Below are 13,218 nucleotides of genomic sequence, written 5' to 3' on the forward strand. Positions count from 1 at the left end.
GCACCGACCGTGGATGGTGGGCACGCTGCGCTTTGCCCACGCTACGCCGAGCGGATACAGACGGTTATCGCTTCCACGCGCTCACGACGTCGCCAAGCTCCGCCTTCACCGGCTCCCTGATCGCTGACGGCGTCCGCGAGAAGCGCGGGGCCGGCGCCGGCTGCGTCACGCCATGGCGCTCGACGAACACATTTCGCGCGGCCATGTGCGGATGTTTCGGGGCCTCCGCCATGGTCAGGATCGGCGCGAAACAGATGTCGGTGCCTTCCATGATCTTGCACCACTCCTCGCGCGTCTTGCTCTTGAATATCCCGGTGAGCTTTTCCTTCAGCGCAGGCCAGGCTTTGCGGTCCATCTGGGCGTCGAACTCGGCCTCCGTCAGGCCGGCGTGCTTGCGCAATAGCGCATAGAATTGCGGCTCGATCGAACCGATCGAAACGAAATGGCCGCAGGCGCATTCGTAGACACCGTAGAAATGCGCGCCGCCGTCGAGCATATTCTGGTCGCGTCCCTCCACCCAGCGGCCGTTCGCGGCCAGATCAAAGAACATCGACATCAGCGAGGCCGCGCCGTCGCACATCGCGGTGTCGACCACCTGACCCTTGCCGGATTTTGATGCCTCCAGCAGTGCTGCGAGCACGCCGACCACGAGGTAGAGCGCGCCGCCGCCGAAATCGCCGACGAGGTTGAGCGGCGGCACCGGCTTTTCCTTGGTGCCGATTGCGGCCAGTGCGCCGGTGATCGAAATGTAGTTGATGTCGTGGCCGGCCGCGTTCGCGAGCGGGCCCTGCTGGCCCCAGCCGGTCATGCGGCCGTAGACCAGCTTCGGGTTACGCGCGAGCACGACGTCAGGACCGAGGCCCAGCCGCTCCATCACGCCGGGACGAAAGCCCTCGATCAGTGCATCGGCATTGGCGAGGAGATCGAGCACCTGCGTGACCGCGGCCTTGTCCTTGAGGTCGAGCTCGACGACCTTGCGCCCGCGGGTCGAAACGCCTTTGAGATTCTTGCCGGCACCGATGCGGTCAAGGGTGATGACTTCAGCCCCCATGTCTGCCAGCATCATGCAGGCGAACGGTCCGGGACCGATGCCGGCGAATTCGACGATGCGGAAGCCGGCCAGCGGGCCGGAGGCGCGGACAGCGGATTGAGGGGCGGGTTTATCGAGCACGTTTCCATCCGTTTTTTAATTAGCCGATTAGCTAAATTGTCGGGCGATATGCCCGGCCTGGCAAGCGCTTTTTCGAAAGACCTTCATCGAAAATGGAACGGCGCGCATCGCTGCGCGCCGTTTGCATAGGTGGAAGGTAGGATGTTCTGGATCAGCCTGCCGCAGTCACTGCGCGCTGCGCCATCACCTTGATGAGATTGGCCCGGTAATCGGCGGAGCCGTGGATGTCGCTGAGCAATCCGGCGGACGGAATTTGCACGCTGTCGAGCGCAGCCGCCGACCAGTTCGCCTTCAGCGCCGTTTCGATCGGGCCGACGCGCATGACGCCGCTTTGCGATGCGCCGGTCGCGGCGACACGGACGTCACCATCCCCAGTTTTGGCGACGAACACGCCGGTCAGTGCGAAGCGCGAGGCGGGGTGCGGGAATTTGGCGTAGCCCGCCTTGGCCGGAATCGGGAACGACACCGCGGTGATGATCTCGCCGTCCTCGAGGGCGGTCGCGAACAGGCCCTGGAAGAAGTCATCGGCCGCAATCGTGCGCTTGTTGGTCTTGATGGTGGCGCCGAGCGCCAGCACTGCGGCCGGGTAATCGGCGGCGGGATCGTTGTTGGCGAGCGAGCCGCCGATCGTGCCGCGATGGCGCACCGCCGGATCGCCGATCAGCGTGGCGAGATAGGCGACCGCGGGGATCGCCTTTTGCGCCGCGCTGCTCTGCGCCACGTCATGATGCGGTGTCGCCGCTTTGATCGTCAGCGCGTCGGCGGTTGCTTCCACGCCGATCAATTCCTTGATCTTGCCGAGGTCGATGACGTCAGACGGCGAGGCGAGCCGCTGCTTCATCACGGGGGATCAGCGTGTGGCCCCCGGCGAGATATTTCGGCTCCTCACCTTTGGCGAACAGGGCCGCCGCTTCGTCGACCGATGAAGCGCGATGATAAATGGTCTCGTACATGGCTCACGCTCCTCGTTAGCCGTGAATGGCGTGCCAGACGCGATCGGGCGTCGCGGGCATTTCAAGCTTGTTGTTGCCGATCGCATCCGTGATCGCGTTGATCACGGCAGCCGATGCGCCGATCGCGCCGGCCTCGCCGCAACCCTTGACGCCGAGCGGGTTGCCCGGGCACAGCGTCGTGGTGTGCGAGATCTGGAACGATGGCAGGTCGTCGGCACGCGGCATGGTGTAGTCCATGAAGGATGCCGTGACGGGTTGGCCGTTGCTGTCGTAAACGGCACCTTCGAGCAGCGCCTGGCCGATGCCCTGTGCAAGTCCGCCATGGACCTGGCCCGCGACGACCATCGGGTTGATCAGCCGTCCGAAATCATCCGCCGCCACGAAGTTGACGAACGACGTCTTGCCAGTCGCGGCATCGACCTCGAGCTCGCAGATATAGGCCCCGGCCGGGAAGGTGAAGTTGGTGGGATCGTAGAATGCAGTCTCCTTCAATCCCGGCTCCATGCCGTCGGGCAGATTGTGCGCGGTGTAGGCGGCGAGCGCGACCATCGGCAGCGCGATCGACTTGTCGGTGCCGGTGACCTTGAACTCGCCGTTCTCGATCACGATGTCGTTCTCGGACGCTTCCAGTGCGTGCGCGGCGATCTTCTTGGCCTTGGCCTCGACCTTTTCCATCGCCTTCACGATGGCTGCGCCGCCGACCGCGATCGAGCGCGAGCCGTAGGTGCCCATGCCGAACTGCACCTTGTCGGTATCGCCATGGACGATCGAAACCTGGCCAATCGGAACACCCAAGCGGTCGGCGATGATCTGGCAGAAGGTCGTTTCGTGGCTTTGGCCGTGGCTATGCGTGCCGGTCAGGACTTCGATGGTGCCGACCGGATTGACGCGGATTTCGGCCGATTCCCACAGCCCGACGCCGGCACCCAGGCTGCCAACCGCCTTTGACGGCGCAATGCCGCAGGCCTCGATGTAGCAGGATACGCCGATGCCGCGCAGCTTGCCGTCCGCTTTGGCCTTCGCCTTGCGCGCCGGGAAGCCGGCATAGTCGATCGCCTTCATCGCGGCGTCGATCGAAGCATGGAAATCGCCGGTATCGTAGGTCATGATGACCGGCGTCTGGTACGGGAACTGGGTGATGAAGTTCTTCTTCCGCAGTTCCGTCGGATCGACCTTCAATTGCCGTGCCGCGGTTTCCATCATCCGCTCGAGCAGATAGCTCGCCTCGGGACGGCCCGCGCCGCGATAGGCGTCGACCGGCGTGGTGTTGGTATAGACGCCCATCACCTCCGCATAGATCGCCGGGATGACGTATTGCCCCGACAGCAGCGTCGCATACAGATAGGTCGGCACCGCCGAGGAGAACAGCGACATGTAGGCGCCGAAATTGGCGTGGGTTTTCACGCGGAGACCGAGGATCTTGTTGTCCTTGTCGAACGCCATTTCGGCCTTCGAGACATGGTCGCGGCCATGCGCGTCGGTGAGGAAGGCCTCCGAGCGGTCGCCGGTCCACTTCACCGGGCGGTCGACTTTCTTGGAAGCCCACAGCGCCACCATCTCTTCGGGATAGATGTAGATCTTGGAGCCGAAGCCGCCGCCGACGTCGGGCGCGATCACGCGGAGCTTGTGCTCGGGCGCGATGTTGTAGAAGGCCGACAGCACGAGACGGGCGACGTGCGGGTTCTGTGAAGTCGTATAGAGCGTGAAATGCTCTTCGGCGGCGTCATAGTCCGCAACCGCCGAGCGCGGCTCCATCGCGTTCGGCACCAGGCGGTTGTTGGTAAGCTCCAGCGTCACCACATTCGCCGCCTTGCTGAAGGCGTCCTTGACCGCGGCCTCGTCGCCGAGATGCCAGTCGTAGACCACATTGCCCGGCGCTTCCGGATGCAATTGCGGCGCGTCCGGCTTGATCGCGGACTTGATGTCCGGAACGGCCGGCAGTTCTTCGTACTCAACCACCACGGCTTCTGCGGCGTCGCGGGCCTGGTTCTTGGTCTCGGCGATCACGACCGCGACCGCCTGCCCGACGAAGCGCACGATCTCGGGCGCCATCGCCGGCCACGCACCCATCTTCATCGGCGAGCCGTCCTTCGAGGTAATGGCCCAGCCGCAGATCAGGTTGCCGACCTTGTCATCGACGAGCTGCTGGCCCGTGAGCACGGCGACCACGCCGGGCTTCTTCAAGGCCTCGCTCGAGTCGATGCCCTTTACCTTGGCGTGGGCGTGCGGGCTGCGGATGAAATGGGCATAGGTCATGCCCACCAGTTTGATGTCATCAACGTAGCGGCCTTTGCCGGTGATGAAACGGCGGTCTTCCTTGCGGACGACGCTTGCGCCAATGCCTTCGATGCCCATTGTGAATTCCTCCCGACCGGAGATGTGATGTCCCGCCGCTTCCATCGAAGCCCGGCGGCGTTTGACGAGCTGTGGCGGGCGGCGGCTATTCCGCCGCCTGCGCGACCTTCATGCGGCCGGCGGCGTCCAGCACCGCCTTGACGATGTTGTGGTAGCCGGTGCAGCGGCAGATATTGCCTTCCAACTCGTGACGGACGGTCGCTTCGTCGAGCTGGCCGCCATAGCGGTGGACGATGTCGATCGCCGACATGATCATGCCCGGCGTGCAGTAGCCGCACTGCAGGCCGTGATTGTCCCGGAACGCCGCTTGCATCGGGTGCAATTCGTCGCCCTTGGAGATACCTTCGATGGTGGTGACGTTCGAACCCGCCGCCTGGCCCGCCAGCACGGTGCAGGACTTCACCGCCCGCCCATCGATATGGACGACACAGGCCCCGCACTGGCTGGTATCGCAGCCGACGTGGGTGCCGGTCAGGTTCAGGTTTTCGCGCAGGAGATGGACGAGGAGGGTTCGGTCCTCAACGTCGACGGATACCGCTTTGCCGTTCACCGTCAGCTTGACTGTAGACACGCGTCGTTCCTCCAGACTGCTTTTAATTATTCCAATTAGAAACAGCGGCGACGAACTTGGCAACTGGGATTTTCGCTACCTTTGTCACGGCCATGACATCGGCGACGACGAACCGCGCCCCGCGAAGGGGATTCCACAACCTCTCCGAAATGTCTGCCGAATTTACTAGCTCTTATCCATTCTGCCTTAGTTTTGCGCGTCGGGTCCGGGCAACGCTTTCCGGACGTTGCTTGTTTTCAGAATGAAGACGGGGGTTAGGGGTGGGGCTGCTGGGGCGTGCGGGGTCGCGAATGCCGACCCTTCGATTTCGTGCGAAAATCATCTTGGGCTTTGCCGCGGTGCTGGCGATTACGGCAGCCAGCATGGGCTTCGCCTATCTCGGCTTTGAGCGTGTCTCCGTCGGCGTCGCCGCCTACCGCGCGAGCGTCCGGGAGGCCGATCTGGCGCGCAATATCGACCGCGAGCTGATCTCCTACCGTTCGCTGGCGCGCTACTATGTGGCGACCGGCAAGGAGGAAGACGGCAAGGCGGCGCTCGCTGCCGAAGCCAGCCTCAAGGAGGCCATCCTCCAGGCGATGAAGGGCACCACCGACCCCGCGCGGGTCGAGCAGGTGACGAAACTCGAGCGGGAGTTCCGCGCCTTCACCAAGATCTTTGCCGAGATCCTCAAGGTCAAGGAAGAGAGCGGGCTGATCGCGCAGAACCAGCTCGCCCGCGGTGGCAACTCGCTGCGCTACAAGCTCGACGATCTCGCTTCCAGCGCGGCCGAAGCCGGACAGTCCGCTGTCGAGATGGGCGCCAAGCAGGTCGCCTCGCAATTCCAGGCGGCGACCGCGCTCGCCAATACCTTCGTGGTCAATTCCGACAAGATCACCGCAACGAGCGGGGTGGCGCGGCTGAAATTCGTCGAGAACTCGCTGAAGGCGATCTCCGCGACCGACGAGAAGACCGTCGCCGCGCTCAAAGAGCTGATGAAGATGCTCGAAGAGTATCGGGAGGCGCTCTCGAAACTGATCGAGAACGCGAAATCGATCGACGAGCTGACCATCGAGATGACGGAATCCGCAGCCGCCATCAATCAGGGCTCCGGCGTGATGAAATCCGACCTGCTCGCCGACCAGAAACGCATGGAATCCGAATCGGATGCCGCGATCGGTGCGACAGAGCGGTTCATTCTGATGCTTGCCGCCGGTGGCTTCGTGCTCGGCGCCGTTCTCGCCTTCCTGCTGGGCACCGGCATTTCCCGCCCGATCCGGGCGATGTGTGCCGCGATGCGCGAGCTCGCCGCCGGCAATTTCGACGTCGTGCTGCCGGGGCTCGGCCGCAAGGACGAACTTGGCGAGATGGCCGGCGCAGTGGAGGAATTCAAGCTCCAGGCGATCACAAAGGCCGAGCGCGACGCCGCAAGCCACGAAGCGCAGAACAAGGCGAGCGCCGCGGCGCGCCGTGCCGAATTGATCCGCTTCGCCGACGAATTCGAGGCGGCGGTCGGCTCGATCGTCGGCAATGTCTCGGCCTCGGCGGTGCAACTCGAGACCGCGGCGGGCACGCTGACGCGGACCGCAGAGACCACGCAGAACCTTTCAAGCCAGGTGGCGGGTGCCTCCGAGGAGGCATCCAGCAACATGCAGTCGGTGGCCTCCGCCACCGAAGAGCTGTCTGCGTCCGTCGACGAGATCGGACGCCGCGTGAAGGAATCCAGCCGGATCGCAGATGCTGCGGTGCGGCAGGCCGAACAGACCGACGCCCGCATCGGCAAGCTCTCGATCGCCGCGCAACAGATCGGCGACGTGGTCAAGCTGATCACCGCAATCGCCGAACAGACCAATCTGCTGGCGCTGAACGCGACGATCGAAGCGGCACGCGCCGGCGATGCCGGCCGCGGCTTCGCAGTGGTGGCCTCCGAGGTGAAATCGCTCGCCAGCCAGACCGCGCGGGCGACCGAGGAGATCTCCAGTCACATCTCGGGCATGCAGTCGGCGACCCAGGAATCCGTTGCCGCCATCAAGGAGATCGGCGACACCATCGGCCAGATCTCTGAGATCGCCGCCAACATCGCCGGCGCGGTCGAGCAGCAGAGCACGGCGACGCAGGAGATCGCCCGCAGCGTGCAGAACGTCGCGCAGGGCACGCAGGAAGCCGCCACCAGCGTCACGCTCGTCAACCGCGGCGCCACCGAAACCGGCTCGGCGTCGGAGGAGGTGCTGAACTCGGCGCGCTCACTGTCCGCCGAAAGCACGCGGCTGCGCGACGAACTCGACCGCTTCATGGCGAACATCCGCGCGGCCTGACCTTCTCCTGTCGTCCCCGCGAAAGCGCGGACCCATCGCCACACGGCGCTGTTGTGGGGCGGGCAAGCGGTTGCAGCTTCGCGCATCACAAAACCCTGTGGCTATGGGTCCCGGGTCAAGCCCGGGACGACAGCGGAGAGTGGGCGACAAACTCACTCCCGCCCGAACTGGCGCTTCAGCTCCGCCTTCGCGCGTTCTAATCGCGCGCGCTGCGCTTGCGGCAGCGTCTTGCCGGCGCGGTTGATGTAGAACGTCAGCATCGACAGCGCCGAGCGGTAGGCGCCGGCCTTGCGGCGCGAGCTTCGCTCGGCGGAGCGCTTCAGCGATACCGCGATCTTCTTCGCACTTGTCTGCTTGAACACGCCGCGGTCGAGATCGAGCGCGTCGCTTCGCTGCGTCACACGCTGCGACCAGCGCCGCGATGACGTCTTTCGCGTACCGGTCTTTCTCGTGCCGGCCTTGCGCCGCGCGGCGGTTGTTTTTTTCGTCGTGCGTTTTCGTGCCGTGGCTTTTCGTGCGCTGCTCTTGCGGCGTTGTGCCATTGCGACCTCCGGTTTTTCAGGTGGAAACATCTGCAAATCCGTCTGGGTTCCTATGTCGCGATGCGGGAACCAGGAGGCGTCGCGGACGTTGTCGTGCGTGGTGGGCATCTGTTTGCCGCAAATGTTGGGGATGAGCACCTTGGGGCAAGCTGCATTCCGAGGTGATTTCTCATTGGTTCCGTGATGGATGTGCAGCCGATCCAGCCCAGTCCAGCAACTGCCTCTGCAACCGGTGGCGCTGACGCGCCGCCGTCGCAGGATCATGATCGCATCATCGAGACCTCGATCCCCGTGCGTCTCGACAATCTCTATTGGAGCGGCTTTCACACCCGCGTGGTGACGGCGCTCGGGATCACCTGGATCCTCGACGGGCTCGAGGTCACGCTCGCCGGCGCGCTTTCGGGGGCGCTGAAGGAAAGTCCGACGCTGCAATTCTCCAACTTCGATGTCGGCTTCGCCAACAGCGCCTATCTTGCCGGCGCCGTGCTGGGCGCGATCGGGTTTGGCTGGCTCACCGACCGCATCGGCCGCAAGAAGCTGTTCTTCATCACGCTCGCGGTTTATCTCAGCGCCACCGCTGCGACCGCGCTGTCGTGGAATCTCGCAAGCTATGCGCTGTTTCGCTTCCTGACCGGCGCCGGCATCGGCGGCGAATATACCGCGATCAATTCGACCATCCAGGAACTGGTGCCGGCGCGCTATCGCGGCTGGACCGATCTCATCATCAACGGCAGCTTCTGGATTGGCGCTGCGATCGGCGCCATCAGCGCGATCCTGCTGCTCGATCCCGCCGTGATCAATCCCGATCTTGGCTGGCGGCTCGCCTATCTCACCGGCGCCTGTCTCGGTCTCGTCGTGTTCGTGATGCGGATGTGGATTCCGGAAAGCCCGCGCTGGCTGATGATTCACGGCCGCCCCGACGAAGCGCATCGCATCGTCGACGAGATCGAGCGCTCGGTGAACGGCGAAGTCGAGGCACAGTCGCAAGGGCTGCCGAAGATCAAGCTCAGGATGCGCGACCACACGCCGCTCCGCGAAGTGGCGCATACGCTGCTCGTCAGCTATCGCCAGCGCGCGCTGGTCGGGCTCGTGCTGATGAGCGCGCAGGCGTTCTTCTACAATGCGATCTTCTTCACCTTCGCGCTGGTGCTGACCGACTTCTTCGGCATTCCTGCAAGCCATGTCGGCTGGTACATCCTGCCCTTTGCCGCCGGCAACTTCTTAGGGCCCCTTGTTCTCGGCCGTCTGTTCGATACGCTGGGACGCCGCACCATGATCACGCTCACCTATGGCGTGTCGGGTCTGCTGCTGGCGCTGTCGGGCTACCTGTTCTCGATCGGCGCGCTGAGCGCGCAAGGACAGACCATCGCCTGGATGGTGATCTTCTTCTTTGCCTCGCCCGCCGCGAGCGCCGCTTATCTCACCGTGAGCGAGACCTTCCCACTTGAAGTGCGGGCGCTTGCGATCGCGCTGTTCTATGCGATCGGCACGGGCATCGGCGGCGTGATCGGACCTGCGTTGTTCGGCGCGCTGATCGATACCGGATCGCGCAATTCCGTCTTCGCCGGCTACCTCCTGGGGTCGGCGCTCATGGTCGTCGCGGCTTTCGTCGCGTGGCGCTATGCCGTCGCCGCCGAGCGAAAATCGCTCGAAACTGTCGCACGGCCGCTAGCTGTTGTGGAGTAGTATGAGATGACTGAGGAACTGGTTGACATGTCCGTGGACGAAGAATTTTCGCCGGAAGATGAAGCCTCGCCGGAAACCGTGCCGGTGCCGAGCGCGCTGGTCGGGCATCTGCGCGAAACCGCGGTCCTGCTCGACGTCGACGGCACCCTGCTCGATTTTGCGCCGACGCCGCGCGAGGTCTGGGTGCCCCCGGGGCTGGCGAAAACGCTCCACCGCCTGCTCGAGCGCACCAACGGTGCGCTGGCGCTGGTCAGCGGCCGTTCGGTGAACGACCTTGACCTTATCTTTGCGCCCGATGTCTTCCCCGCGATCGGCGGCCATGGCGCGGAGATGCGGATCGATCCGCAGAGCGATGGCGACGCCGGCCACGCGCTGCAACTGGACAAGGAGCTGAAGCGCCGTCTGGCCGCCATCGCCAGGCTGAGCCCGGGCATTCTGCTCGAGGACAAGGGCTATTCGCTTGCGCTGCACTATCGCCTTGCGCCGCATGCGGAAAGGGCGATCTACGAGGCCGTGTCGCTGATCCGCGCCGATCTGCCGGATGCACCGATCGAGGTGCTGCCGGGCAAGCAGGTCTGCGAGATCAAGCTCGCCGGCTTCACCAAGGCAACGGGCGTGCGCGAATTGATGAAGCGTCCGCCGTTCAAGGGCCGCAAGCCGTTCTTCATCGGCGATGACGTCACCGACGAGACGGTGTTTGCGATCATGCCCGAGCTCGATGGGCTCGCCTTCTCCGTCGGCCGCCGCGCCAAGGGCGTGGCGGGGCATTTCGATGCGCCGAGCGATGTGCGCGAATTCCTTGCGCATCTGCTCGATGACGAGCGCGAAATCGCCGCGCCTTAGCCGAACCCTTATCAGCAAATTGGCGCGGAATCACCGCAGTTCCTGCGGCCGGCCGTCGCTCGCTCGCGAAAAATTTTCTTTTTGTGAGTTGACGCCCGGTTCCAGGCTGCAATGCCTGAATTTGGTTTCAATTCGGAGAAAGCGTGGCCAGGAACCATATTGATGAATGGTTGTTAATACGCGAATGCCCAACGGGAGGGGACCATTTGAACCTCGTTGTCGTTTCAAACCGCGTTGCGCGTGGAAAACCCAATGAACCCATGACGGGCGGCCTCGCCGCCGCTCTTTTGCCTGTTGTCGAGAAGTCCGGCGCGATCTGGGTAGGCTCCAGCGGCCGTGTCCGCGATGGGAACCAGAAGGAGCCGTTCGCCGAGGTGGAAGCCCTCGGTGCCGGTGCGCTGGCCATGCTCGATTTGCCGGCCGCGCATTACGGCGGCTACTACGAAGGCTTCGCCAATTCAGCGCTGTGGCCGGCGCTGCATTCGCGTGCCGACCTGATCCGCGCCTCGGAGGAGGACTATGCCAGCTACCGCGAGGTGAACGCGTTCATGGCGCGCGCGCTGCTGCGCTTCCGCAAAGAGGATTCGGTGTTCTGGATCCAGGACTACCATTTCCTCGCGCTCGGCGCGGAGCTGCGCGATCTCGGCATCGACAAGCCGATCGGCTTCTTCCTGCACACGCCGTGGCCGGCGCGCGCGGTGATCGAAGGCGTGCCGCATCATCGCGAACTGATCGAGGCGATGCTCGCCTATGATCTCATCGGCTTCCAGACCGAGGAGGATTGCGAGAATTTCCTCCGCTATGTCGAAGCCGATCTCGGGCTCGTGGTGCGGGGCGGCAGCGTGATCTCGCGCTTTGGGCGCACGCGCGCGGCGGTCTTCCCGATCGGCATCGATCCGGCGAAATTCGCGCAGCAGGCGACCAAGGCGATGACCCATCCCGACGTCTCGCGACTGCGCCGCAGCCTCAATGGCGAGCGGCTTGCGATCGGCGTCGACCGGCTCGACTATTCGAAGGGGCTGATCAATCGCATCAAGGCCTTCGACCGGATGTGGACGATGCATCCCTCGCTGAAGCGCACGATCTCGCTGCTACAGATCGCGACGCCGTCGCGTGGCGGCATCGAGGCCTACGGCAATCTGCAGAGCGAGGTGGCAAAACTCGTCACCGACGTCAACGGCATCCATGGCGAGGTCGACTGGACGCCGATCCGCTACCTCAACAAGGGATTCAGTCAGGCGGTGCTCGCCGGCCTCTACCGCACGGCGCAGGTCGGCGTGGTGACGCCGTTGCAGGACGGCATGAACCTCGTCGCCAAGGAATACGTCGCCGCGCAAAATCCGGCCGATCCCGGCGTGCTGGTGCTGTCGAAATTCGCCGGCGCCGCCAACGAGCTCGATGCCGCGCTCATCGTCAACCCGCACGACGTCGACGGCATGGCGCGCACGATCGCCACGGCGCTTTCGATGCCGCTCGCCGAGCGGCGGCTGCGCTGGGAAGCGATGATGGACAAGATCTGCACCCACACCATCCAGCAGTGGTTCGCCGATTTTGTCGAGGCGCTGCAGGACACCGGCGACGAAAGGCCCGAGCGCTCGCCGCCGCTGGCCGAAGCCACGCACTGGCCGTACCGCAGCGCGCGCATTCATTAGCCGCTCCCTCGCGATGTTGTGCCTCATCGATGTCGTCCCGGCTACGCCAAGGGGCTTCGCCGAGGCGCGCAAGCCCGGGACGGTAAGCGGGGAGTTCTGATTCAAATTTCAAACAGCGGAGGGGGCATGAGTCCGCGTTCTCGCGGCATTCGGTGCCCGAGCTCTGCGTGTCGTTTCACCCTCTCATCGAACAGAGGGCGCAGGGAAAGCCGGGTGCCGGTTGCACCCATGGGCCCCGTGCAACAAAAAGCACGGGGGTAGGACCACAGGTCAACCGAAGCAACTCCGGCTTTCCCTGCGCAGTGGTTTTACGGCTTACTTCGTGCTCTTCCCGGTGACCGGGCTTTCTTGCCACCGTCACTCGCGGATCATCTCCGCGAACTTAGCGCCAGCGTCGGGGCGCCAGAACCACACGACTTCGCCGTCCGCGTTACATGCGCTCGTCAGTCGCACGCATCGCGTCCACCGCATCCCACCGCAACGTTCGTGACGATCGCGACCCGCCCCTCATCTGGGTGAGATGCGCGGATTAATAATGCTGATTTGCCCGACGGCGAAAGCGAAATATTTTTCGCGCGAGGACTGGACGGGGCAAATCATCTTGGAATCGCTGGCGAATTTTTCTCCGCCGTCATTCCGGGGCTCATCGCTTCGCGATGCCCCGGAATGACGGAGAGTGAGGAGCCCGTGGCCATCCCTCGAGACGCCGCTTTCGCGGCTCCTCGGGATGAGGAGCATTCATTGCCGCGCCATCACTGCAAGCGCGGACCGATCACCCAATCAATAGCAATACGGCACGCCATCGAGCACCGGGCAGCGCGCCCGCCGCGGGTCGCTTGGATTCTCCATCGGCACGACGCCGCTGCCTTTGCCGACGAACACGCCTTGCCCGACCCTGACCGAGGACCGATTGCCGACGATCACGCTCGGATGCGGAGAGGTCAGGCTCGAGCGGGTGCCGTCGCTCCAGATGATGGTGTCGCCCGACAGCACCCCGCGCCGCCCATCGTCGCAACTCACGTCCGTGCCCGCCTTGCTGCAGCTTTGCGCCAGCGCCGGACCGGCGTCCGCGGCTGCCGCTACGACCAGGACGAGAATTGCAAATGCCCGCGTCATGCCGCCCTCCACCACTGATTTGCCTTGCGGTCGTCGTT

General features: G+C 64.2%; 9 protein-coding genes and 1 pseudogene. 4 read left to right on the forward strand and 6 right to left on the reverse strand.

The window, feature by feature from the left end; all coding sequences use genetic code 11:
• Positions 1 to 64 precede the first annotated feature (64 nt).
• The 4 genes and pseudogenes from ACVJGD_RS31455 to ACVJGD_RS31470 all read right to left on the reverse strand — a co-directional run bounded on the left by ACVJGD_RS31455 (position 65) and on the right by ACVJGD_RS31470 (position 5,050).
• Positions 65 to 1,171 (reverse strand): CaiB/BaiF CoA transferase family protein, encoded by a 1,107-nt coding sequence (locus ACVJGD_RS31455; RefSeq protein WP_456637858.1) that lies wholly within the window; start codon positions 1,169 to 1,171, stop codon positions 65 to 67.
• A gap of 151 nt (positions 1,172 to 1,322) precedes the next feature.
• Positions 1,323 to 2,124 (reverse strand): annotated as a pseudogene (locus tag ACVJGD_RS31460) (FAD binding domain-containing protein).
• Between the two features lie 15 nt (positions 2,125 to 2,139).
• Positions 2,140 to 4,479: a xanthine dehydrogenase family protein molybdopterin-binding subunit gene (locus ACVJGD_RS31465; RefSeq protein ID WP_456637859.1), complete on the reverse strand. Its 2,340-nt coding sequence runs from the start codon at positions 4,477 to 4,479 to the stop codon at positions 2,140 to 2,142.
• Between the two features lie 85 nt (positions 4,480 to 4,564).
• Positions 4,565 to 5,050 (reverse strand): (2Fe-2S)-binding protein, encoded by a 486-nt coding sequence (locus tag ACVJGD_RS31470; RefSeq protein ID WP_454621804.1) that lies wholly within the window; start codon positions 5,048 to 5,050, stop codon positions 4,565 to 4,567.
• Between the two features lie 290 nt (positions 5,051 to 5,340).
• On the opposite strand from ACVJGD_RS31470, the gene ACVJGD_RS31475 reads away from it, so the two are divergent.
• Positions 5,341 to 7,341 carry a methyl-accepting chemotaxis protein gene (locus ACVJGD_RS31475; RefSeq protein WP_456637860.1) on the forward strand — a complete coding sequence of 667 codons (2,001 nt, stop codon included), beginning with the start codon at positions 5,341 to 5,343 and terminating at the stop codon, positions 7,339 to 7,341.
• Positions 7,342 to 7,493: 152 nt separating this feature from the next.
• On the opposite strand, the gene ACVJGD_RS31480 is transcribed toward ACVJGD_RS31475, so the two are convergent.
• Entirely contained in the window at positions 7,494 to 7,883 is a 390-nt protein-coding gene (locus ACVJGD_RS31480; protein ID WP_456640435.1) for a DUF3175 domain-containing protein, read from the reverse strand.
• Positions 7,884 to 8,066: 183 nt separating this feature from the next.
• On the opposite strand from ACVJGD_RS31480, the gene ACVJGD_RS31485 reads away from it, so the two are divergent.
• The 3 genes from ACVJGD_RS31485 (at position 8,067) to otsA (ending at position 12,064) form a co-directional block, all read left to right on the forward strand.
• Positions 8,067 to 9,569, forward strand: coding sequence for an MFS transporter (locus ACVJGD_RS31485; protein WP_456637861.1), 1,503 nt, complete (start codon positions 8,067 to 8,069; stop codon positions 9,567 to 9,569).
• A 27-nt stretch (positions 9,570 to 9,596) separates the two neighbouring features.
• Positions 9,597 to 10,412 carry a trehalose-phosphatase gene (otsB, locus tag ACVJGD_RS31490; RefSeq protein WP_456640436.1) on the forward strand — a complete coding sequence of 272 codons (816 nt, stop codon included), beginning with the start codon at positions 9,597 to 9,599 and terminating at the stop codon, positions 10,410 to 10,412.
• A 206-nt stretch (positions 10,413 to 10,618) separates the two neighbouring features.
• The gene (gene otsA, locus ACVJGD_RS31495) at positions 10,619 to 12,064 is read left to right on the forward strand and encodes an alpha,alpha-trehalose-phosphate synthase (UDP-forming) (RefSeq protein WP_456637862.1); all 1,446 of its coding nucleotides are present in this window, start codon (positions 10,619 to 10,621) and stop codon (positions 12,062 to 12,064) included.
• 780 nt (positions 12,065 to 12,844) lie between these two features.
• Here the strand turns inward: otsA and ACVJGD_RS31500 are convergent.
• A complete protein-coding gene (locus ACVJGD_RS31500) occupies positions 12,845 to 13,180 on the reverse strand; it encodes a hypothetical protein (RefSeq protein ID WP_456637863.1) in 336 nt (111 codons plus the stop codon).
• Positions 13,181 to 13,218: the final 38 nt, after the last annotated feature.

Source organism: Bradyrhizobium sp. USDA 10063 (genome assembly GCF_054063735.1).

Excerpts from the sequence above, each read along its gene's own strand:
- ACVJGD_RS31465 (WP_456637859.1), bottom strand. The coding sequence starts at position 4,479 with ATGGGCATCGAAGGCATTGGCGCAAGCGTCGTCCGCAAGGAAGACCGC.
- ACVJGD_RS31475 (WP_456637860.1), top strand. The coding sequence starts at position 5,341 with ATGCCGACCCTTCGATTTCGTGCGAAAATCATCTTGGGCTTTGCCGCG.
- ACVJGD_RS31480 (WP_456640435.1), bottom strand. The coding sequence starts at position 7,883 with ATGGCACAACGCCGCAAGAGCAGCGCACGAAAAGCCACGGCACGAAAA.
- ACVJGD_RS31485 (WP_456637861.1), top strand. The coding sequence starts at position 8,067 with ATGGATGTGCAGCCGATCCAGCCCAGTCCAGCAACTGCCTCTGCAACC.
- otsB (WP_456640436.1), top strand. The coding sequence starts at position 9,597 with ATGTCCGTGGACGAAGAATTTTCGCCGGAAGATGAAGCCTCGCCGGAA.
- ACVJGD_RS31500 (WP_456637863.1), bottom strand. The coding sequence starts at position 13,180 with ATGACGCGGGCATTTGCAATTCTCGTCCTGGTCGTAGCGGCAGCCGCG.